This is a genomic window from Acinetobacter sp. YH01003 (assembly GCF_013420525.1).
Taxonomy (GTDB): Bacteria; Pseudomonadota; Gammaproteobacteria; order Pseudomonadales; family Moraxellaceae; genus Acinetobacter; species Acinetobacter towneri.
The window spans coordinates 87,627-110,767 of sequence record NZ_VOXY01000002.1; the positions used below are offsets into that span (position 1 = coordinate 87,627).

The 23,141-nt window shown below is 42.8% G+C and carries 20 protein-coding genes and 3 tRNA genes; 14 read left to right on the plus strand and 9 right to left on the minus strand.

The window, feature by feature from the left end:
• Positions 1-225 precede the first annotated feature (225 nt).
• The 5 genes from FTT70_RS03800 (at position 226) to FTT70_RS03820 (ending at position 6,251) form a co-directional block, all read left to right on the plus strand.
• Positions 226-3,657, plus strand: coding sequence for an Rne/Rng family ribonuclease (locus FTT70_RS03800; protein ID WP_180168303.1), 3,432 nt, complete (start codon positions 226-228; stop codon positions 3,655-3,657).
• Positions 3,658-3,915: 258 nt separating this feature from the next.
• Positions 3,916-5,757 (plus strand): long-chain-acyl-CoA synthetase, encoded by a 1,842-nt coding sequence (locus tag FTT70_RS03805; RefSeq protein WP_131261071.1) that lies wholly within the window; start codon positions 3,916-3,918, stop codon positions 5,755-5,757.
• A 194-nt stretch (positions 5,758-5,951) separates the two neighbouring features.
• A tRNA-Lys gene (locus FTT70_RS03810) sits at positions 5,952-6,027 on the plus strand.
• Between the two features lie 21 nt (positions 6,028-6,048).
• Positions 6,049-6,124: transfer RNA gene (locus tag FTT70_RS03815), tRNA-Lys, on the plus strand.
• A 51-nt stretch (positions 6,125-6,175) separates the two neighbouring features.
• Positions 6,176-6,251, plus strand: a tRNA-Lys gene (locus FTT70_RS03820).
• A gap of 263 nt (positions 6,252-6,514) precedes the next feature.
• On the opposite strand, the gene FTT70_RS03825 is transcribed toward FTT70_RS03820, so the two are convergent.
• Positions 6,515-7,042, minus strand: coding sequence for a hypothetical protein (locus tag FTT70_RS03825; RefSeq protein WP_225530221.1), 528 nt, complete (start codon positions 7,040-7,042; stop codon positions 6,515-6,517).
• A 363-nt stretch (positions 7,043-7,405) separates the two neighbouring features.
• Between FTT70_RS03825 and FTT70_RS03830 the strand changes: the two genes are divergently transcribed.
• A complete protein-coding gene (locus FTT70_RS03830) occupies positions 7,406-7,672 on the plus strand; it encodes a PspC domain-containing protein (RefSeq protein ID WP_004976022.1) in 267 nt (88 codons plus the stop codon).
• Between the two features lie 228 nt (positions 7,673-7,900).
• On the opposite strand, the gene FTT70_RS03835 is transcribed toward FTT70_RS03830, so the two are convergent.
• Positions 7,901-9,004 carry an HPP family protein gene (locus FTT70_RS03835; RefSeq protein ID WP_096901312.1) on the minus strand — a complete coding sequence of 368 codons (1,104 nt, stop codon included), beginning with the start codon at positions 9,002-9,004 and terminating at the stop codon, positions 7,901-7,903.
• A gap of 202 nt (positions 9,005-9,206) precedes the next feature.
• Between FTT70_RS03835 and glyQ the strand changes: the two genes are divergently transcribed.
• From glyQ to FTT70_RS03860, 5 genes are all read left to right on the plus strand, one after another.
• Entirely contained in the window at positions 9,207-10,193 is a 987-nt protein-coding gene (gene glyQ / locus FTT70_RS03840; protein ID WP_004976017.1) for a glycine--tRNA ligase subunit alpha, read from the plus strand.
• On the plus strand, positions 10,193-12,262 hold the full coding sequence (gene glyS / locus FTT70_RS03845; RefSeq protein WP_180168304.1) for a glycine--tRNA ligase subunit beta: 2,070 nt from the start codon (positions 10,193-10,195) through the stop codon (positions 12,260-12,262). Before glyQ ends, glyS begins: the two co-directional genes overlap by 1 nt.
• A 70-nt stretch (positions 12,263-12,332) precedes the next feature.
• Complete coding sequence (locus tag FTT70_RS03850; RefSeq protein ID WP_179996343.1) at positions 12,333-13,283, plus strand: COG2958 family protein; 951 nt, start codon at positions 12,333-12,335, stop codon at positions 13,281-13,283.
• A 66-nt stretch (positions 13,284-13,349) separates the two neighbouring features.
• Positions 13,350-13,739 (plus strand): hypothetical protein, encoded by a 390-nt coding sequence (locus FTT70_RS03855; protein WP_004976007.1) that lies wholly within the window; start codon positions 13,350-13,352, stop codon positions 13,737-13,739.
• Between the two features lie 359 nt (positions 13,740-14,098).
• Positions 14,099-14,617 (plus strand): hypothetical protein, encoded by a 519-nt coding sequence (locus FTT70_RS03860; RefSeq protein WP_180168305.1) that lies wholly within the window; start codon positions 14,099-14,101, stop codon positions 14,615-14,617.
• Between the two features lie 47 nt (positions 14,618-14,664).
• Here the strand turns inward: FTT70_RS03860 and FTT70_RS03865 are convergent, their stop codons facing one another.
• Positions 14,665-14,865, minus strand: a complete 201-nt coding sequence (locus tag FTT70_RS03865) for a hypothetical protein (protein ID WP_168460379.1) — start codon at positions 14,863-14,865, stop codon at positions 14,665-14,667.
• A gap of 118 nt (positions 14,866-14,983) precedes the next feature.
• On the minus strand, positions 14,984-16,252 hold the full coding sequence (locus FTT70_RS03870; protein ID WP_154321092.1) for a hypothetical protein: 1,269 nt from the start codon (positions 16,250-16,252) through the stop codon (positions 14,984-14,986).
• Positions 16,253-16,372: 120 nt separating this feature from the next.
• Here FTT70_RS03870 and FTT70_RS03875 point away from each other — a divergent pair, with 120 nt between their 5' ends.
• The gene (locus FTT70_RS03875) at positions 16,373-17,149 is read left to right on the plus strand and encodes a class I SAM-dependent methyltransferase (protein ID WP_167845740.1); all 777 of its coding nucleotides are present in this window, start codon (positions 16,373-16,375) and stop codon (positions 17,147-17,149) included.
• Positions 17,150-17,163: 14 nt separating this feature from the next.
• The gene (locus FTT70_RS03880) at positions 17,164-17,718 is read left to right on the plus strand and encodes a hypothetical protein (RefSeq protein ID WP_096901318.1); all 555 of its coding nucleotides are present in this window, start codon (positions 17,164-17,166) and stop codon (positions 17,716-17,718) included.
• A gap of 6 nt (positions 17,719-17,724) precedes the next feature.
• On the opposite strand, the gene FTT70_RS03885 is transcribed toward FTT70_RS03880, so the two are convergent.
• Together FTT70_RS03885 and FTT70_RS03890 are read right to left on the minus strand one after the other, a co-directional pair.
• Complete coding sequence (locus FTT70_RS03885; protein ID WP_180168306.1) at positions 17,725-18,927, minus strand: TIGR03862 family flavoprotein; 1,203 nt, start codon at positions 18,925-18,927, stop codon at positions 17,725-17,727.
• Positions 18,928-18,933: 6 nt separating this feature from the next.
• Entirely contained in the window at positions 18,934-19,626 is a 693-nt protein-coding gene (locus FTT70_RS03890; protein WP_257229358.1) for a tRNA (guanine-N(7)-)-methyltransferase, read from the minus strand.
• Positions 19,627-19,712: 86 nt separating this feature from the next.
• Here FTT70_RS03890 and FTT70_RS03895 point away from each other — a divergent pair, with 86 nt between their 5' ends.
• The gene (locus FTT70_RS03895; protein WP_004975985.1) at positions 19,713-19,886 is read left to right on the plus strand and encodes a DNA gyrase inhibitor YacG; all 174 of its coding nucleotides are present in this window, start codon (positions 19,713-19,715) and stop codon (positions 19,884-19,886) included.
• A gap of 434 nt (positions 19,887-20,320) precedes the next feature.
• On the opposite strand, the gene FTT70_RS03900 is transcribed toward FTT70_RS03895, so the two are convergent.
• The 3 genes from FTT70_RS03900 to FTT70_RS03910 form a co-directional block, all read right to left on the minus strand.
• Complete coding sequence (locus FTT70_RS03900; RefSeq protein WP_178866025.1) at positions 20,321-20,965, minus strand: MBL fold metallo-hydrolase; 645 nt, start codon at positions 20,963-20,965, stop codon at positions 20,321-20,323.
• 18 nt (positions 20,966-20,983) lie between these two features.
• The gene (hemH, locus tag FTT70_RS03905) at positions 20,984-21,997 is read right to left on the minus strand and encodes a ferrochelatase (RefSeq protein ID WP_104852985.1); all 1,014 of its coding nucleotides are present in this window, start codon (positions 21,995-21,997) and stop codon (positions 20,984-20,986) included.
• Positions 21,998-22,062: 65 nt separating this feature from the next.
• Positions 22,063-23,091: a DUF4062 domain-containing protein gene (locus tag FTT70_RS03910; RefSeq protein WP_096901324.1), complete on the minus strand. Its 1,029-nt coding sequence runs from the start codon at positions 23,089-23,091 to the stop codon at positions 22,063-22,065.
• Positions 23,092-23,141 lie beyond the last annotated feature (50 nt).

Below are 23,141 nucleotides of genomic sequence, written 5' to 3' on the forward strand. Positions count from 1 at the left end.
CGTCCGCCAGTGAAGCGATCAGGTGACTTTATCCGTTTAAAGGTTAAAGCCGTATTGCCATCATCAATACGTGAATCATACACCGCAGCCAACCTAAATAAGGCCGGTAAAAAAAGCTCAGACCACAATAGGTTTTTTGAGATCTGAGCAGTTGATCCGTGATGCTTGATGTTCGCTACGTGTCTAGCGATTTTTTGCTGTGTATCACTATTAGGTGTTACACCCATGAAACGTATGTTGATTAATGCAACACATGCCGAAGAAATTCGCGTTGCACTTGTCACTGGTCAGCGTCTTTACGATTTTGATTTAGAAAATCGTACCCGTGAACAAAAAAAATCGAATATCTACAAAGGTCATGTGACCCGTGTAGAACCTTCTTTAGAAGCCGTATTTGTTGAATACGGTGCAGGTCGCCAAGGCTTCCTGTCTATGCGTGAAATCGCAAACTCTTACTACAAAGCCGATCCTCGCCAAACTTCAAATATCCGCGAACTGATTACTGAAGGTACTGAGCTTTTGGTTCAGGTAGAAAAAGAAGAACGTGGCAACAAAGGTGCTGCGCTATCCACCTTCATTTCTTTGGCAGGTCGTTATTTAGTACTTATGCCAAACAACCCGAAAGGTGGCGGTATCAGTCGTCAAATTTCGGGTTCAGTCCGTGAAGAACTGAAAGAGATGTTAGCTTCACTGAACATTCCTCGTGGCATGAGCGTGATTGTGCGTACTGCGGGTATTGGTCGTTCTCAAGAAGAATTGCAGCTTGACCTTCAACACTTAATGGACCTTTGGGCACAAATTCAAAGCACTGCAAGTTCAGGCCCATCACCAATGCTAGTACACCAAGAAGCAGGTGTCGTCACACGTGCCATTCGTGACTATTTGCGTGATGATGTTGCAGAAATTTTAATTGACTCAGAACAAGCCTATAACGAAGCTTATAACTTTGTGAAAGCGGTTATGCCACGTCAGTTAGACAAGCTAAAAACTTACACTTTAAATGAACCACTGTTTGCACATTTTGGTATTGAAAGCCAAATTCAAACTGCGTATGAGCGTGAAGTAAAACTGCCTTCAGGCGGTTCAATTGTCATTGACCAAACTGAAGCATTGGTTTCAATTGACATCAACTCAGCAAAATCGACCCGTGGTCAAGACGTTGAAGATACAGCGTTAAATACCAACCTTGAAGCTGCTGAAGAAATTGCACGCCAATTGCGTTTACGTGATATTGGTGGTTTGGTTGTTATCGATTTCATCGACATGACCAAAGACCGTAACCAACGCATGGTTGAAGCCAAACTCCGTGAAGCCACTCAAAGTGACCGCGCACGTATCCAGTTTGGTCAATTATCACGTTTTGGTTTAATGGAAATGAGCCGTCAGCGTTTACGTCCATCGCTTGAAGAAGCGACTGGTTACGTTTGCCCACGCTGTCACGGTACAGGTATGGTGCGTGACTTACGCTCTCTATCTCTTTCGATTATGCGTAAAGTGGAAGAAATTGCACTACGTGAACGTCATGGCGAAGTTCAGGTTGAAGTGCCTGTAGAAATTGCAGCATTCTTACTGAATGAAAAACGTCACAGTCTGGTTTACCTTGAGCAAACTTCAAATGTGCGTGTGACTGTATTACCTCACCCACACTTAGAAACCCCGCATTACGAAATTTCGTATAATCCTGAAGGCTTTGCACCAACCAGCTATGAACGTACTGAAGCAACTCGTTCAAGCGAAAAAGAGTTGGGTTATGAATCTTCTGAATGGCATTTAGAAGAAGCCGATCAATCGCACAGCCACGCTGCTGCACCTGCGGCAGAAAAAACTTCTGCAAGAAAACCACAAGCAGCACAGCAAAATAAAGCATCTGCACAACAGCAGCTTGCACCTGCGGCAGCCACAACAGCTGCAAGCCCATGTGCATGGTTAGAAAACCTGTTTGTTCAAAAGCAAGCCAGCACTATTGATCAAGCACGTAGTGCCAACAATGCTGCAGCAGCCATTGAGCAAATGGTAAATAGCGGTGCTGTGAGCCGTGGTCAGTTTGGTCAAATTGCAACTGCGTCTACTGCCCCTGCTGCAAGCAGTCAAAATGTGTACCTTGCACCATCAACAGTGGCACAAAAAACTGAACGTGACTCTGCAGATAAATCTGCTGAACGTGAAGACAAACCTGCTCCGCGTCACAACAACAAAAAGCCGCGTCACAGCAACAACAATAACAAGCACAAAGAGCAACGTGAGCCGCAAACTCAGCACGATAATCAACAACATCAAGTGCATGAAGAAGTGGTTCAAATGTCGCGTCAGGAGCAACGTCAAGAAGCGCGTGAAAACAAACGCAACTCTCGTCGTCAGCACAACAATGACCAAGCACCGCAGCAGCAAGAAGCTCAAAACAACAATGAGCAGCAGCAAAATGCCGTACCACGTCGTGACCGTCGTAACCAACCTCGTCCAGAACGCCCAAATCGTCACCGCGACCCAAGCGTATTGAATGAGCAAGCACCTACCGCAGTGGCTTCTAATCAGCCAAAAGTGGACTTAATTGATGCACCGCGTCAAGAGTTCAACACGACGGCTTTGGTAGTGAATGTCGATCAAGCTCAAACTGAAATTGTGGCATTGAATGCTGCGCCAGTAGCGGCTGAACCAGTGACAGCAGTAGAAGCAACTGTGCTTGAAACGGTTACTGAACCAACTCAAGCTGTTGCAGTGGTAGAAGCTGCAGCCGTTGTTGCAGAAGAAACAGCTGCACCTGCGGAAGCTCAAGCACAACCGACTGCGCCTGCAAAACGTGCCAGCAATGACCCGCGTCAGCGTCGTCGTCAGCAACGTGAAGGTCAAGCGCAGCAAGTAACTGCACCAAAGTTAACACCTTCACAGGTGCCAACTTTAGCGCAATACAGCATTGGTAGCCTGATTCGCCACGTATATGGCGAAGATTGTTCAGTTCTGATTGAACAGTTTGGTTTAATTCCAACGTTCAATCGTGCTTTGCAGAAGTTCACTGACGAGTATGCTGCAAGCCTTGTTAGCACTGCGCCTGTGGCAGAGAAAAAACCTGTCACTCGTGATGTGGAAGTTGCCAAAGCTGCTCCTGAAGCTGAGCCTGCACCTGTGTTAGACCTAACACCACCAAAACCAGTGTCAGATAAGCGTGTTGCCAACGATCCGCGTGAGCGTCGTCGTTTAGCCAAACAAGCTGCTGAGCAAGCATTGGAACAAGCCAAGCAAGCACAGGCAGTAGAAAAAGCTGAAGCGGAAAGCACACCTGCAGCAGAGCCAACGACTGAAGTTGTGGCAGCTACAGAAGGATCTGTAGAAGCAAGTTCTACGGTAGAAACGTCTGCAACAGTAAGCACTGAAGTCGAAGCAACTACAGAAGTAAACCCTGAAGCAGTGGCTACAACTGAAGCTACTCAGCCTGAGTTGAACGCGCAAGACGACCTTGCACAAGCTGTCACTGAAACTGCAGCAGCGCAAGAAGAAACTGCCGTTGAAGTGGTCGCACCTGTACAAGCGGAATTGGCTGTAGACGACCCAGTCGAAACTGCTGAATCTGAACAGGACAAAGCAGAAAAAGAGAAAACTGCACGTCCGCGTCGCCCACGTGGTCGTCCACCTAAAAAAGTAACTCCGCCAACTGAGTCTTAATTCGCACTTTTGCAGCGGAATAAAAAAATCCAGTCATTTTAATGACTGGATTTTTTTTGCTACTTTAGAGCAAATGCAGTGGTGACTTAAATTTAAGCAAGTTAATTTGGTGTTAGGTGTTTTTGATTTTTAACAGCTTTTATAAAAACATCAGTCAAAGCTAAAAATTAGGTTGATTGCACTAGGACTAAGGGATTACAAAACAATAAGACGCGATGCTTTGCAGATGCAACGGATGATGACAAAAACAGGATTCTTATGTACCAGATGACAAAAAGCGATTTAATTGGCTTAACGGATGTTGCGGCAAAAATTCCGCAGTTTATGACTAAAGTGCCCCACCTGATCACAGGGTTAAAGCAAGCCTATTTACGCACACCCAATACGCCTGCAGGCTTAGGTCTTGCGTTTGAAAAAGCCGTGCATCGTAACCCGCATGGTTGTGCCTTGATGTTTGAAGATCAGCAGTACAGCTATTTGCAGCTCAACGCATGGGCTAACCAAATTGCACATTACTATTTAAGCATTGGCGCACGCAAAGGTGATGTCATTGCGGTGATGTTGGAAAATCGCCCTGAATTAATTGCCAGTGTCATTGGCTTGGCAAAAATTGGCGTTATCGCGGCTTTGGTCAATACCGCACAAGTCGCCAAAGTTTTGGCGCACAGCATCAATTTAGTCAAACCAATTGCCGTGATTGTGGGGGAAGAATGTCGCCAAGCCATTGCCGATATTCGCCAAGAACTTGAGCTTGCAGAAAATCGTCTGTATTGGTTTGCAGATCAAAATACCCGTACCGATGCCGGCACTGCGCCTGAAGGTTTTCAAAATTTAGCGCAATGCATTGCATCATTCCCAAGCTTTAATCCTGCCACCACACAGTCGGTACAGGGCAAAGATGGGCTGTTTTATATCTATACCTCAGGTACAACAGGCTTGCCTAAAGCGGTGATTTTCACCAATAGCCGTTGGACGTTGGCTTATGGTACCTATGGTCATGTCTTGGGTTTAAATCAGGATGATGTGATGTACTGCACTCTGCCGCTGTACCATGCCACAGGTATTGTGGTGTGCTGGTGTGGCGTAATTGCAGGCAGTGCCACCTTTGCCATCCGTAGAAAATACTCCACTTCATGCTTCTGGCAAGATGTACACAAATTCAATGCCTCTGCGATTGGCTATGTGGGCGAATTGTGCCGTTATTTAATGGATGCGCCTGCTTCTGATTTAGAGCGTGGGCATCGTGTGACCAAAATGATTGGCAATGGCATGCGTCCTAATATTTGGAGCAAATTCAAAACACGCTTTGGCGTTCAGGAAATTCTGGAACTGTATGCGTCTAGCGAAGGCAACGTCGGCTTTAGCAATGTGTTTAACTTTGACAACACGGTTGGTTTTTCACCGACACCTTATGCGGTCATTCAGTTTGATAAAGAAAAAAATGAACCCGTACGCGATGCCAAAGGCAAATGCATGAAAGTCAAAAAAGGCGAAGTCGGCTTATTGATTGGAAAAATCACCCGTCGCTCACCGTTTGATGGTTACACCGACCCTGAAAAAAACAAGGCGGTGATGATGCAAAACGTGTTTAAACAAGGCGATGCCTATTTTAACACGGGCGATTTAGTCCGCGACATTGGCTTCCGTCACGCCCAGTTTGTTGATCGTTTAGGTGATACCTTCCGCTGGAAAGGTGAGAACGTATCCACCACAGAAGTAGAAAACATTGTCAGTGACTATGAAAAAATTGCTGAAGCTGTCGTGTATGGCGTTGAAATCCCACATACCAATGGTCGTGCAGGTATGGCTGCGATTACCTTAAACGAAGGCTGCCAGTTAGATGAACAAGACTTGCGTCAAATGCTGGTGGAGTTTAAAAAAGCAATGCCCGCTTATGCAGTACCCGTTTTTTTACGCATTCAAAAGCAAATGCAAACCACAGGTACATTTAAATATCAGAAGAACACCCTGAAAACTCAAGGTTTTGATTTAAAACAGTGTGATGAAAAAATTCTGGTGTTATTGCCAAACCAATCTGCTTATTGCGAGCTGACCCAAGAAATTTACGACAATATTCAACAGTATCAATATCGCTTCTAAGCCACTATGTTGCCTATTTTTTGATTAGATACGACAAATTTGTTGCATTTATAATCAAACATAGGCAACTTTTTTATTTTTTACTTGCGCTCGCTTCATATCTTGCTACAATACGCTCCATCAAACGAAGTGGTGCTTAAAACCCTCTGGTTTTTCTTGCACTTCACAATCAAGCCTGCTTGATTGCTGGTTCAGGGTCGTTAGCTCAGTCGGTAGAGCAGCGGACTTTTAATCCGTTGGTCCCGCGTTCGAATCGCGGACGACCCACCATTTCCTTGATCAACCTTAGATGGGTCGTTAGCTCAGTCGGTAGAGCAGCGGACTTTTAATCCGTTGGTCCCGCGTTCGAATCGCGGACGACCCACCATCTTCTTCAAGGTTGATACTCTAAAATGATGATCGTCATTTTTACTCCTCTGGGTCGTTAGCTCAGTCGGTAGAGCAGCGGACTTTTAATCCGTTGGTCCCGCGTTCGAATCGCGGACGACCCACCATTCCTTATGAAAAATCCTTTAAATTGCCAGTCATCACAGCACTATTCTGTGGATCATGCAGTTTCGTAATTTACTATACAATTCCCGTATTCTGCCCTATTTGACTAACACTTTTATCCACTACACCCTGCTCCATTCAGTTGTAGAAGATGTACCATCATTGGCAAATCATGCTTTACACATCCCAAAGAAAAACTTGATGTAAAAAAACAAAAGCCCAAAAGTTTTTCACTCATGGGCTAAGAATTGAGTTGAATCAACAATTAACTTGCTCTGATTAAATGATAATTTTGCGAAGGTAAGGGATTGCTTTTAAAGTATTCACGATTATTTTCTGTTGCAATCGCAATTTTGTTTTTATCCATAATTAAATTATGGTCTTGATCAACATTATAGTAAAAGTTCACCCCAGAGGCGCGTGCCACCACAATTTGATGCGCGTCTTCATCATAGAACCATAAATCTTTGCGGTATTTTTTTTTATTGTCGTAACTGATTTGCCCCGCATTGACAAAAATACGATGCGCTGTCCCATCAGGCAATAAGGTCAGAATATAATCGACTTTTCCGCTTTCGCACATAACAAACTTATCTTCACAGCTAATCTGAATGGTATAGCGTCCCACATAAGTCAGATGATTCTCGGGAATATGATGTTCCGTTGCAGCCGTTTGTATGGGTGCGATTGCCTGCCCTGCCACCTCAGTCAGTCTTTTGGTTTCTGCCTGTTCTGTATATTTTTGCACGGCAGCTTGCTCAAGTTGTGAATCATCGCATCCAAGCAATGCCACTGCACTCCATATTGAAACTGCGCAAATATTTGATTTAGCTGACACACTATCCCTCATATAGAGTGACCAGACTGAATACTCAGTCCTATTCAAACCACTGAATAGGCAGCTCGATGTAAGCCATGCTTTTCCTCAATCCTTTGTGGTCAAGCGCTTACTCTGCCCATCGCTTCTTTAGGATATTTTAGGTGGATGCTGGTTTAAGCAACACCAAATGTTACATAACTTTACTAATTGCCTTGCTTACCGCCCTTTAAAAACCCAAGTGCATCACCATTTTTATTTTATATATAGATGATGTGCTGTGAAGCTAAACATCAGCCTGTATTTATTTTGAATTTTAGATCTCTTAAGGAGAATTAGATGGCCAATGTTGGTTTATATCGCTCAAACCGCTCAAATATGATTGCTGGGGTTATGGGTGGTATTGCTGAACGTTTTGGTTGGAACGCAAATTTACTGCGCTTAATTTTTGTGATTGTTTCCGTGATGAGCGCTGCCTTTCCTGGCATTTTGGTGTATTTGGTGTTGTGGTTGGTGATTCCTAAACAAAACCAGTCGAATACAGCAAACTATACTCAGGGCTACACAAGACCTGTGCGCACAGTCAATCCTGATCAAGACCGATAAACGGTATTGAAATTTGAAAGACTGACCATATTTAAAGATTCATAGGCTTGAATCGTTTACCGATTCACTCGTAGACACCACCCTATTCACACAACTTTCTTCTTTTTCGCTACGATTGCTCCCCCAAGCATCGTAGCTTTTTTTTGCCTTTCAACCTGCAATATATTTTAAAAGTCACAGCATTTCAGGATTGAGTCGTGTTGAATACGCATCGACAATACAAGTCAATCAATTGGTCTTTACAGCAAGCTGTTGATTTAAGACGGCAATCATATCGGCACGGCTAATAATCCCCACCAAACGCTGCTGCTCTACCACAGGAATGTAGTTAAAAGAACGCTCGACAAAGTACGGTACAAGGTCTTGAATACTTTGTTGCGGTTGCACCGTGACCACTTGGCGCAACATGATATGTTTTACTTGATGTTTCCAGCTATAAGGTAAATCTGTTGCGTGTTTAAACCATTCCACCACTTCATACAATGCCAAAGTTCCCACCAAATGTTGTTCAGTATCAATGACTGGCAAACTCATTAAATTCATGTGTTTGAATTTTTCTAAAGCACTGTGAATATCCTCATCTTGCTGCAAACTGACCACATCTTTACTCATAATATCGGCACAAGTCAGTGCTTGAGTTTGTCGTTCACTGGCTTTGTGCTGCGCTTCTAAAATGATTTTTTGTAAGTCATATTCACTAATATCTAGCAACTGGGTTTGGGCATCTAAAACATCTTGAATATCTTGCGGCTGAATAGTGGCTTTTTGAGTAGGCGTTGGGTCTTGGGTACGTTGATTCAACTGTGGCGTTTGAGGATAAGGCTTGCCAATCATGCGGTTAAATACGATTGCAATCATCATCAGCAAAACTGAATTAAGCAGCACAGGATAAAAGATGAAGTGATAACCCAGCTCACGCACGGCATCTCCGCCAAGCACTGCGGTAATGGCCACTGCTCCACTCGGTGGATGCAGCGAATCGGTGGTCATCATCAAGAAAATAGATAAAGCCACAGCCACACTAAAGGCTTCGGTTAAATTTGGAATATATAAAGCACAGCTCACGCCCATAATTGCTGCAATACTGTTCCCAACTACAATATTCCACGGCTGCGCCAAAGGACTGGCAGGCACAGCAAACAACAATACCGAAGATGCACCCATTGGCGCGATATACCATGCGTTAATATCGCCCAACACCCACCAACTGATCAGGGAAGATAATGCCAAACCCAATAATGCGCCCAAACCACAAAGTAGGCGTTCTTTTAACGGCAATACTTTAAAATTGGGTTTCAGCGTATTCAGCCAATCAAGTTGTGAATGAAACACGGGCAGGCAATCCAGTGGTGACAATTGGACAAGATTATAAGGCAATCATTTAGTAATGATGTATTTGTTTTATATCTTTCATTTATCAGTGAATTTGTAAAACCCCAAACAACCAACCGCTAGTTGTGCTTTAACCTTTGCCAGCACCCCGCAAAATCCTTATAATTGAGCACAATTTTTCTCTAATTTTAAGTGGATGACCATGAGTCGCGCCATATCGCATATTGATACCTTTCAAGGCTTAATTCTTGCCTTACAAAACTACTGGGCGGAGCAGGGCTGCGTCGTTTTACAACCTTACGATATGGAAATGGGTGCAGGGACATTCCACACTGCCACTTTCCTACGTGCTTTAGGTCCAGAAACATGGAACGCGGCGTATGTACAACCATCTCGTCGTCCTAAAGATGGTCGTTATGGCGAAAACCCGAACCGCTTACAACACTACTATCAATTTCAGGTGGTGCTGAAACCAAACCCAGACAACATCCAGCAGTTGTATTTAGATTCTTTAAAAGCGATTGGAATTGACCCATTGGTGCATGACATTCGCTTTGTGGAAGATAACTGGGAATCTCCAACACTTGGCGCGTGGGGCCTAGGTTGGGAAGTATGGTTAAACGGTATGGAAGTGACGCAATTCACTTACTTCCAGCAAGTGGGTGGAGTTGAATGCTACCCTGTAACAGGCGAAATCACTTATGGTCTTGAGCGTTTGGCAATGTACCTGCAAGGTGTAGACTCAGTTTACGACTTGGTTTGGACTAAAGGACAGTTTGGTACTGTGACGTATGGCGATGTGTTCCATCAAAACGAAGTTGAACAATCGACCTATAACTTTGAATACGCACCTGTAGAAAAAATGTTTGAACTGTTTGACTTCTATGAAGTAGAAGCGAGCCGTTTAATTGCAGCAGAATTACCATTACCTGCTTATGAGCAAGTGATTAAAGCATCTCACTGCTTTAACCTGTTGGATGCGCGCGGTGCAATTTCTGTGACTGAACGTCAGCGTTATATTTTACGTGTTCGTACTTTGGCACGTTCTATTGCACAAAGTTATGTGGCTGCACGTGCAAAATTAGGCTTCCCAATGGCTGAACCGCATTTACGCGATGAAGTCTTGGCACAATTAAAAGCACAGGTTGAAGCGGAAGCCAAAGCGCAAAATACTGAGGAAAGCAAATAATGTCTAAACATACAGTTTTATTTGAACTCGGTTGCGAAGAACTCCCACCGAAAAGCTTAAAAACCTTACGTGATGCACTACTTGCAGAAACTGAAAAAGGTTTGAAAGATGCAGGCTTGGCTTTTGATGCAATTGAAGCCTATGCAGCACCACGTCGCTTGGCACTTAAAATTGCTAATGTCGATGCCGCACAAGCAGACACACAAAAACGCTTTGACGGCCCTGCTGTTCAAGCTGCTTACGATGCCGAAGGCAAACCAACCAAAGCCCTTGAAGGCTTTATGCGCGGTCAAGGCATTACGGTAGATCAAGTCTCTACATTCCAAGCAGGTAAAGTTGAAAAAGTGTGCTACTTAAAAGACGTGAAAGGTCAAAGCCTTGATGCGTTATTGCCACACATTTTACAAACAGCATTGGACAACCTGCCAATTGCAAAACGTATGCGTTCTGCTGCAAGCCGTACTGAATTTGTGCGCCCAGTAAAATGGGTCGTTTTACTTAAAGATCATCAAGTAATTGAAGCAACGATTCAAGACCATCAGGCAGGTAATGTCACTTATGGACATCGTTTCCATGCACCTGAAGCTATCACTTTAACGCATGCCGATGAATATCTAGCGAAGTTAAAAGCTGCTTACGTTGTGGCGTCGTTTGAAGAGCGTCAAGCGATCATTGATCAGCAAGTAAAAGCATTAGCGGATGAAGTTAATGCGATTGCGATTGTACCAAGCGACCTACGTGATGAAGTAACTGCATTGGTTGAATGGCCTGTTGCCTTACGTGCCAGCTTTGAAGAGCGTTTCCTTGCTGTGCCGCAAGAAGCTTTAATTACCACCATGCAAGACAACCAAAAGTATTTCTGTTTGGTCAATAGCGACAACAAATTACAGCCTTACTTTATTACTGTTTCCAATATTGAGTCGAAAGACCCGACTCAAATTATTGAAGGCAACGAAAAAGTGGTACGTCCACGTTTGTCTGATGCTGAATTCTTCTTCTTGCAAGACCAAAAGCAACCACTTGCATCACGCAAAGAAAAATTGGCAAACATGGTTTTCCAAGCACAATTGGGTACGCTGTGGAACAAATCTGAACGTATTGCCAAACTGGCTGTTGCTTTGGCGCCAATTACGGGTGCAAATCCGCAAGATGCAGAAAAAGCTGCTTTACTTGCAAAATGTGACTTAACCTCTGAATTGGTGGGTGAATTCCCAGAACTTCAAGGGATTGCGGGAACTTACTACGCACGTCTTGAAGGTGAAAATGATGAAGTGGCTGAATCTTTAGGTGAGCAATATTTACCTAAATTCGCGGGTGACGTTCTGCCTAAAACCAAAACGGGTACAACGATTGCCCTTGCGGATCGTCTAGATACTTTAACTGGTATTTTCGGTATTGGTCAGGCACCTACAGGTTCTAAAGACCCATTTGCGCTACGTCGTTCTGCCATTGGTATCCTGCGTCTAGTGACTGAAAATGAACTTGATGTATCTATCGAAGACCTGATCAAGCTGGCATTGGCTGCTTATGGCGATGTATTGAAAGACCACGACAAGACTCTGGCAGATGCGGTTGCATTCCTAGAAGGCCGTTACCGTGCGAAGTACGAAGACCAAGGCGTTGATGTTGACGTGATCCAAGCGGTTCAAGCGTTATCACCAAAATCTCCACTAGATTTTGATAAACGTGTGAATGCGGTAAATCACTTCCGTGCCTTGCCTGAAGCGGCTGCATTGGCTGCTGCAAACAAGCGTGTTGCCAACATTTTAGCCAAAGAAACCGCACCTGAAGGAAGCGTCATTGAAGCTAACTTGGTGGAAGATGCAGAAAAAGCATTATTCGCGGAACTTGCGAAAATCACACCTGTGGTGGAGCCATTATTGGCAGCAAAAGACTACACCACCGCACTCTCTCAATTGGCTGCATTGCGTGCGCCTATTGATGCTTTCTTTGACAGTGTCATGGTGATGGCAGATGATGCAGAGTTGAAAGCCAACCGCTTACGTTTACTTGCGCAGTTACGTGATTTGTTTACACGTGTTGCGGATGTAAGTGTATTGCAGCACTAAAATCTTAATTACTTGTAAATTAAAAGAAACCCCGCTATTTTGATAGTGGGGTTTTTACATATTGATGAAAATGAAATTATCACAAGCTCAAAAAGCATTAGAATTTTTAAAATCTAATCCTAATCAAAAATTTACAGCTAGATTTATTGCTGATAAATTAATTGCTACATATCCTCAAGATTATATCGAGAAAAGAAATAATATTAAATTTGAAAACAATGAGGGTGCTTTTAAACAACAAGTTATTCGAGAGTTATATAGTATTTTCCCAGACTTAATTCAAAATAATCCTTGTGTAAAATATCAAGAAAGACCACGTCCACGCCAATATTGGTATGACCCCCCTTCAAATCTTTCACCAACAACAGGAATTGACTTCCATAATTCATTAATTATTGATGCAGAAGACAATAATCCACCACCAATTCAAGAAAAAATATTTTCAGAGTACGACTTATACCCTATTCTCATCGAATATTTGTCTAAAGAGCTAAACCTCTATAGCCTGAGAATTGATGAAAAAAAGTCTTCAAATAATCGTGGTCAAAACGGCAATCAATGGTTACACCCCGATATTGTTGCGATGCAACCCATTGATAAAAAATGGCATGAATTAATAAGAACTTGTGTTAAACATGGTTCTGGACAAAATGTGCGTTTATGGTCATTTGAAGTAAAAAAAGAATTAACAGGCTCAAATATCCGAAGTAGCTTTTTCCAAGCAGTCAGTAATTCCAGTTGGGCAAATGAGGGCTACCTAGTAGCAACCTCTATTTCAACAAATGAAGTTGAAGAAGAACTGCGTATGCTTTCAGCTTTACATGGTATAGGTGTAATTTTACTCAACCCAGAAAATCCAACAGAAAGTGAAATCCTTTTGCCAGCTCGACGACGTTCAGAGGTGGATTGGCAATCAATAAATCGAATTTTGACTGAAAACTTGGATTTTAAAAACTTTATAGAGTTGGTTTCTATCTACTATCAAACTGGACGTATTCGTTCACAAGATTGGAATCATTAATCTGTAGGCATTTCACTTCAGATTCCCTATACTCAACCTAACAACACTCAACAAGAAAACAAGCTTATGAAACTTAAAACACTCATTTTATCGGGTTTAACTTGCCTTTCTCTTAGTGCGTGTACTTCTGCACCTGTCATTCCACAGCTCACAGCAGGTGTTTTACAAGAAGTGAAAAATATTGAAGTTTACCCAGACACTGTCAATAACAGCGCCAAACTCACAAAATTTATTGATAAATGCGTGATCGAATTTACAGGCACACTGCAAGCAGGTCGTTCTATTGAACAATGGGCATTTAAAGGCAATGCATTAATTTCAGCTGGTTCTGCAACATTTGCACAAGATGGGACTAGCATAGCAACTCACTTTGACTTGCATGATGCAACTGTGCAAAAGAACTTCATCACCTTACGCAACCATTTTCATAAAGATGCGCTTGCACAATGCAACTAAGCTAAAAACAGCTTTGAATGTATCTTGATGTAGCAAGATTGTTGGACTTTCAATATAAATACAGCATCGCTTGATATTTCAAACTAAGATGATAAAAGCAGTGTAGCCATTGCTGCCCTGCTTTAACAACTCTCCAGAGTAACAAGACCCACAATTTTATGTGGGTCTTCTTCTTTAAGTCTGAAACTCTGCCATAGTTTCAAGCACTTTAAAGTCTCAAACACTGTAAATTTCACCTAAAAATACATCATACTTGCGAAAAATAAACACTGCAGATCATCTAGGCTTTATACAATGCAGTACATTCCATTCAAAACCTTTCAACGACCAGTATTCGGCATCCTAAGAGGCACAGCACAATGAAAAAGATCAATATCAGCATTTGTATTGGACTATTGTTCAGTAGTGCTTCGGTGTGGGCACAAAGTAGTGCTGCACAAACTCAAAGTAATAAACCAATTCAGCCTTATGCAGACAATCCAAACCTCTTACATGTTTGGGCATATAAAACTCAGGAAGGTGTGATTCAGGCAGCACAAAAAGTCGGTGAAGTAACCGAAAAAGGTATTGAAAAAATTCGCCCATCGGCACATCAAGCTTTAGACAACGCCAAACAATTGGGCAGTCAGGGTGCAGCGCAAGCCAAGCAAACAGGGCAGCAACTGGCGGGTCAGGTCAATAATAAAATTCAGGAAACCAAAGAAGTGATTACAGGGCAAAGTGATCAAGCCGTGCCGATCTATCAAGCGCCATTAAGTACACCATCACAAAATGTAACGCCTGCGCCAACCACTACAACGCCACAGACACAGGAAGCACAGACTCAGGCTGCCCCAAGTGACGAATCTGAAGAAGAAATTAAAGTGATTAAACTATAAAAATATTGGATTGATGATTTGCTTTAAAATTATAAAAAAGCCTGCAATTATTCTGCAGGCTTATTCATGTGAAAACGAATAGAGTTTTGTATTTGTCGGAACACATATAGGCTAAGCCCAAGTAATACCAACACAGCTAAAGCAAAGAATAAATAGGCTTTAGGCTCTGGCGCATCGACAAAAGCCGTTGCAGATACAATTAAACTGAACAATAAAACAAGCACAGCAGGCATCAACAACTTGGTCATACATACTACCCTTGGAATGATCAACAAAACCATGTTTTAAGATCATCTTAGCCCAATGGCAAAACAATACAAGTGTCTAAAATTTAAACCATCTAAATAATGGATCAAACTTTGCAGCTTACTGTTCCAGTTCTAGGGTAAATTTGGCAGTATCTGGCAAATCTTCCACAAAGTCGTTGCCGCCAAACTCATCACTGCTCAGGTTCAAATCTTTATAGCTCAACACAAAATAGTCGCTATATTTTTTCAATATTAGTGGGTGCATGCCTGCAGCAAGTGCATCTTGTTCCTTGCATAGTTTCATGACATGACGATCATTCATACTAATTAAATAGCGTTCATCGTTCAGATAAATTTGCACCAAACCACTGCCCTTTGCATAAATTGGAATCAGGAATTTATGGTTTAAGGCAATCGCATGTGCGGCATAGCTCTCAATTTTTTGGCTGATGATGTTAAACACCAAACCATGACCAAAATGGTCGAGCAAGACATTACGATTTTCATACGGCAACTGAATTTGTAAGCCAAGTTTGTTTAAATCGTGCTGATCGACCTGTTTATTACTAAGCAAAGAGCGAATCAGGTTTTGTTTTAACTTGGCATCAAAAAAGTTACTGTCTAGCTGTAAGTTATTGTATTTTAAAATACGACCTAAAGACCAACGATGATTCGGCAAGACATTTTCAATCACTTTACGATAGTAAAACTTGCTGTTCTTTTTCACCTTGCGAATTTTTTGGTAAAAGAACGGCGCATCAAAAGGATGGGTTAAAAAGTCATTCAGTAATTCAGAGTTGGCTAAAATCGCAATTGCATCATGCCCTGTAAATGGCAAATGTAAGGTATGTAAATGCGGAATTAAAGGCTGAATTTTTAAATAATGCCCACGATCTTCAGCATAATATTGGTCATAGACCACAATATATTCACGCTGTGCCGATACATCTTGCGCTTGAATGCGCATATTGGCATTTAAGTCTGCATGATAAAACATGTTATAGCGTGGGTCATGAATATCTTCAGGGTCAATTGAATATTGCGGCACCAAAGCCACAATGCGGTTTAAATCCAGCAAATTGGAATATTTAATTGCCGCATAGCCACCCATTGAGCCGCCATAGCCCACGCGAATTTTAAACGAGGCAATCAGGTCTTGAATGGCTGCCAACATGGCACGCATAGAAGCTTCAGGAAACCATGATTTTTCCTTAGGCATGACCCCAATCACATTAAAATGAAACTTTTCCAGTGATTTTTCGGCATTAATAGACGTTCCTTTGGCCCGTGTAATTAAATCGCCAAAAGAAAAAATCAGCTCCTGAGATGAGCCTTTCATGAAAATAGCGCGGATATGTCCGTCTTCAAAAATTATGTGTTTGTCCATTCCCACACCGGCGCCAAGGCGCTGAATTAAACCGTTACTTTAAACTTGAATACCCTGTACGCAAGTCCAAAAGTGAATATGTTATTTTATAGATGCACAGCAGATTAAAAATCGCAAAATATGACACAATCTCTACATCCTGCCGCACAACAAGGTTTTGCTTTAGGGGCAAACCTATATCAACAAGTTCGTCCCAGTTACCCGCAAGAAGTCGATGTTTTCCTGCAAGATCAGCTCCAAGTTCCACTTAATAGCAATATTGTAGACTTGGGTTCTGGCACAGGAAAGTTCCTGCCACATTTGCTCAAACTGACAACTCAGCTTATAGCGGTAGATCCGATTGCCAGCATGTTAGCCGAATTAGAACAACTTTACCCACAAGTTAAGACAATTCAAGCACGAAGTGAGCAATTACCACTGCACGATCAATGTGCAGATTTGGTGAGCTGTGCGCAATCTTTTCATTGGTTTGCCAATCTGCAAAGTTTAAAGGAAATTCACCGAATCTTAAAACCGCAAGGTCATTTGCTGTTAATTTGGAATCAACGTGATATTTCAGTCAATTGGGTCAATGCACTGGCAAAGATGATTTTGCCTTTTGAGGGCGATACACCGCGTTTTCACAATCAGGACTGGCGTCAGGTATTTGCCGATACAGATTTATTCCAACTTACTCACGAGCAGAAATTTCATCACACGCATGTTGGTACAGTTGAACAAGTCGTGTCTAAGCGTTTGCTTTCGACCAGTTTCATTGCTGCAATGCCAACTGAACAGCAACAACAACTCAAAACACAATTTGAACAATTAGTATTAGAATATACGAATAAGCATGTGCAAGATGAAATTGAATTTCCCTATTGTACACATTTGTATGTCTATCAAAAAGTTGAATGAGAGGGAGCAAATAAATGCAAATAACCTTTAAACACGCGATTGCTCCCTTAACAATTTTTTTGGCGTTCTCCCTCAGCGCTTGCGAGCGCAGCAAAGTAGAACATGCAGACAAACTCAGCCCTGAAGATCAAATCATGCAAACTCAGGTCGAGCAAGCCGCGATTCAGCCCTTTGAAATGACTGCGGATGACCCGCATGATATTCAATTGCTGATGGATTATGAACAACGCCATGACCAAATGAGCAATGATTTGGAAGATGAGTTAGAACGCTTGCATGAAAGCCAACAACTCGATGCTGCATTTGCACAAAATCGCCTGCAGGACAACATTCAATCTGCCTTGAGTATGCTCAAAGAACTGGATTTAAAGACACCGCAAGGGCGTTATATTCAAGGCCTAATGAGTCATTATTGGGAACAGCAAGCGCAATATCTAGCAACTCAAAATACAACTTCTGCACCTTATCCTGTCAGTAAAGAACAACGTCAGCAAGGCTTAGCAGACTTGCTACAGGCGCAGCAACAACTAGAACATTGGCGTGGGCAATATCCACAACTTGATGAATAACGTGTTTTACGGACGCTGCTGTAAATACTGATGCACTCCTTCAGCGGCAGCGCGTCCTGTAGCAAAACAGGCTGTCAGCAAATAGCCGCCCGTTGGCGCATCCCAATCCAGCATTTCACCACAGAGAAAAACGTGTGGATTGGAATTTAACTGCAATTGTGCAGATAAAACCTCACGTTTGACTCCGCCCGCACAGCTAATTGCTTCTTCAATAGGACGAAAACCCTTTAAAGGCACCGTTAAATTTTTAATCTGCTGCGCCAATTGCATAGGTTGCTGCCAAAGGGCTTTATCCACCAACTCACGCACGACTGCAGACTTCACGGCATCCAAACCTGCCTTACGCCAAATATTGCTTACAGACTGTTTTTTGGAAAGTTGCAACTTTTGGCAGAGTTGCTCAACGGTTAAATCGGGTAGCAAATCGAGTTGTAACTGCAGCGGTTGTCGAGCGTGCTGCAACTGTCGCAATGCTCGCCCTTGCTTATAAATTAAGCCACTTTCCAAACCATAATGGCTAATCACAATATCGCCCATGCTTGGTTCAGTACCTTTCACCCATGCTTGCACACGTTTTAAAGGTTGCCCAAAAACTGGCTGCATATAGTTAGACCAGTGACATTCCACTCCTGCATTGCTGGCTTGGAAAGGCTGAATTTCATTGGCAGATAACCAACGCTGCCATGCACCATCACTACCCAATTTCGACCACGACACTGCCCCACATGCCATCACAATGGCGGCAAATTGCTGTTGTTCAATGTGACCTGTACTTAGATTTTGAATACTGAGTTGATTGTTCTTTAAATCACATACCTGATGCCGATAATGAAACTGCACGCCTGCATCAACCAAGCGTTTTAACCATGCGCGTAGCAAAGGTGCGGCTTTCATTTCTTGTGGAAAAATTCGCCCCGATGAACCTACATAAGACTGAATACCTAAACCCTGCATCCAGTTTTGAATCCAAGCCGCATCCCATTGTTGAATCCACGGCGCCAACCATTCCGCCCGATCATAACGCTGAATAAATTGTGCAATCGGTTCGGCATGTGAAATATTCAGCCCCGTTTTACCTGCCATCAAAAACTTACGTGCCGCTGAAGGTTTCTGCTCATAGACATGCACATCATAGGCATACTGACTCAGCACTTCGGCAGCCATTAGCCCTGCTGGCCCTGCTCCTATAATTGCAATGCGCTGTTTCATGCCTGTTTACTCAGTTGTTGCACTTGAGTCTGCAGAAACTTTCGCCTCAACTGCAGCAGGTGTTAAAGTCGGCTGCTGTCCTTGCAAAGGCTGAAAATCATCAAAACGGGTTGTATAAGCCGCAGGTTTGGTGATCAGCAGTTCCTGACAACGCTCACCACGTGCTAAATATTTGATTTCAAAATGAGTGCGTGCTGAATCTACTGGAACATCCTGCTGAATAAATGGCAATTTCCACACTTCAATCAGCTGTTGCTGTGCTTCTGCAATATATTCAGGAATATTACTTACCAAAGTAATACTGCCGCCTGCTTTTAAACGCGACAATAAAAACTCAAAAAATGGCATATTCAACCAACGCTGGGTGGCATTATGTGGTTCTGGATTCGGATATAAAATAAAGAATTGCTCAACTTGAGCAGGAAATAAAGCATGCACAATCCATGGAATGGCATCGGCATGCACAATTTGTAAGTTGTGCTGACCTTCAAGCTGATGCTGTTTTTGCATCGCCAAAAATTTTTCACGGGTGCGCTCAATTGCAATCAACTTGTGCTCAGGATGCTGCCCGCTAAACAATAGGGCGTGTTTACCTTTTCCGGCCCCAATTTCCACACAAACCGATTCATTGGCAATGGCTTGAAAATCACGAGGGGCATGCATACGCTGTGCTTGAAATTGACGAATTGGCATAATCAGATCAAACTTACAAAATTCGGCACAAGTCTATCAAGTCAGGTGCTATTTGCCTAATCCAATCCTGCATTTTTCATTTGGAGTTGATCATGCCACGCACTTTTCCTTGCCCTCGTTGTGGTGAACCTTCGCAATGGGAAAACAATCCATTTCGTCCTTTTTGTTCTGAGCGTTGCAAGCTCATTGATTTAGGCGCATGGGCAAATGACGAGTATCGTTTACCCACCCAAGATGCTCCGCAAGCAGAAAACTCTGAGGAATAAGCAATAAATTTCCACGCCAAATATTGCCTAAAACTACACACAGTTTCATGGAATTTTTCACATTTTTAGAAAAATTATTCAAAATTTAGTTGTTCTATAATTGCTTTCAGCAGAATTAGCACAGGTTATACTTTGCACTATTCGTGACTCCGTCACTGCACATAACAATAAAGAAAGCAAAAAATAACCTAGGAACATTTCACCATGGAAATCATGTTAAAAGGAATTGTAATGCTGTGTATTTTACTCTCTACCAGCAGTTTAGGCTTTGGACTGTACGCGCATGATTTACTCATGCTGTGCATAGGCATCTTACTGACAATTTTCACAATGCTGTTTGCAATTGAAAGCAAACAAATGCTGAATAATCCCTTTCGCAAATAAAAAAGTCAGCGACTGCTGACTTTTTCTTAAAGCATAAATACACACTGCTTTTAACCTGCTTGCCCTGCTACAAACGGGTTATGCTGTTTTTCAAAACCAATGGTGCTGATTGGCCCATGCCCCGAAATAAACTGGGTGTCATCAGGCAAACTAAAACACTCGCGCTGAATTGAATCTAATAATTGTTGATGATTCCCACGTGGAAAATCGGTGCGTCCAATCGAGCCTTTAAATAGCACATCGCCTGTCCACAAGACGCCATATTTTGCATTATAAAACATCACATGGCCTGGGGTATGCCCTGGTGCATAACGCACTTCAAAGCTTTCTTGACCCAATTGCAGCACTTCACCACCCTCTAACCACTGTGTAACCGTGACTTGTTCAGGGATAGGAAAACCATAACGTGCAGACACTTCTTGCAGTTGATCTAACCAAAAAGCATCTTCTTTCTGTGGACCAATCACAGGAACATTCCAGTAATGTTGCAACGCACCAACAGCCCCCGCATGGTCTAAATGTCCATGAGTGAGCCACAAAGCTTTCACCGTTAAACCCAACGCTTCAACTTCGGCTTTCAGCTTTTCAGGCTCACCGCCTGCATCAATCAAAATTGCTTCTTTGCTTTCTGCATCCCACACAATCGAGCAGTTTTGCTGAAAAGCGGTGACGGGAACAATTTTGACTTGCAACATGGTGGCGAACCTCAAAAATTAATGGCTTAGGTTAAGCTTTACAGCATCAAGATTAGCTTGAAGTAAATGTTTGAGCAAATCCAAATGATCGGCACGGGTATTCAGTGCAGGAATATAGGCATATTCTTTGCCACCTGCTTGTAAAAACAATTCTGCGTTTTGAATTGCCAATTCTTCTAGCGTTTCCAAACAATCTGCAGAAAAAGCAGGACTCATAATTTGCACCGACTTCACGCCCTGCTGTCCCCATTCTTCAAGTAAGACATCGGTATAGGGTTTGACCCATTCTTGTTTGCCAAAACGTGACTGGAAGCTAATTGCCCACTGATCATCATTTAAATTTAAAGCATCGGCAAGCAATTTGGCCGTGATCCGACAACGCTCTGCATACGGATCACCCTTATCGGCATACGGCTGTGGAATGCCATGAAACGACATCAATAATTTTTCTGCCACACCATGCTCGGCTTGAAATTCACGCACACTTTGCGCCAACGCCTGAATGTATAAAGGATGCTGATAATAATCACGAATGATGGATAAGCCCGGCAAATTACGCTGCTGTGGCACCCATTTGGCAACGGCATCATATAAAGGTGCAGTCGAAGTTGCCGAATATTGTGGAAATAAAGGGAACAAAATCACGTGATCTTGAGGATTTTGACTCAAAGCTGCCAAAGCCTGTTGAATACCCGGATTGCCATAGGTCATTACCGGTAGAATATTCAATTCAAACTCAGGATATAGCGGCAATAACTGCTGTTTTAAAGCATCAACCTGTTGCAACAAAATTTCCCGCATCGGTGAATCTTGCTGCCAGACCATGGCATAAGCATGTGCAACACGCTTAGGACGAAATGGTAAAATGAATAAGTTCAAAATAATTTGCCAAATCGGTTTTGGAATTTCAATCACCCGTTGATCGGATAAAAACTGCTTTAAAAAACGGCGAACCGCTGCTGCAGTCGGTTCATCAGGCGTACCTAAATTGGCTAAAAGAACGGTTACTTTGGGTTTTGCTGTAGACAACATTCAGCCCTCGTGTCTGATGATTGAGCCCGACTACTTTAACAGTTTTTTCACTCTGTATTGAGAGATTAATACGGTGTTTTAAATGAATAAACCCGATCGGTATCTAGCAAATTGCTCTCTAAAAGTTTTTGCGCTTTTGCCGTGGTTTGCCACAACATCCGCTGACGATCATCACGCCCCGCCTGCACAATCCAGTCATTTTGACGCATTTGCATTTTAATCTGATGCAAGGCCCGAATATTGATTTGGGCACGTGCAACTGCATGCGCACGTGGCATGATCCGACGTGCATCCTCCAAACCAGTTTCATTCAAATATTCATTCATGCGTTTCGAAAAATATTCTTCAGGGGTTGGATGAATAAAAGTATTGCCTAAAATTGCCAACAACTGCGCCCAACTTAAACTTCGCTCAACTTTCAGCTCTCTAAAGTTACCATCCTGATAGGCATGCATGCGATATTCAAAACGATATGATTCATTCATCGACACTTTAGATACGCTTAGAAACGGGTCTGCTTCGCGCTGTCCCACATCGGTTTCCAGCTGACGTAACTTACTTTTTAAACGTTCAATTTCATCATGCAAAGCTTGTGTATTTTGCGGGCGCACCCAACCAGAAGTCGGATAACGTTCTAGCATTTGCGACATATTAAAGCGGACAGCAAGCTCTAAATCACGCAGAGTGCGGTAGCTAAACACCTGATCGACTTCTTGTTGTAATAATTTACGGAACTCTTTGAATTTTTCACGCAATTCAGGTTTTTCATCATGTAAAGATGAATCACGTGAATCTGGGTCTTCGTGCATAAATACAATGATCGGCTTTTGCTTGGTGACTGCATAAATATACTCTAAATGCATATACCCCACGCCCGACACCGATTGCTCACCGTACTGGCTGCCCAATAGAATCACCACATAATCACAATCATCAATTTGACGGCGTGCAAATGCAGTGCTGAGTGGGGTACGTTGTTCTAAACCCCACGAAAAAAAACCCATTCCCACCAATGTTTGTGCCAAGATCACTCGTTCTGGCTGCATATCTGCCCCAGACGTCGAGATAAAGACCTGATAGCGCTTATCGAGCATTGGTTTCCCCTCTCCTATTGCCATTACAAGTCGGTCACCGTCTACTTGTA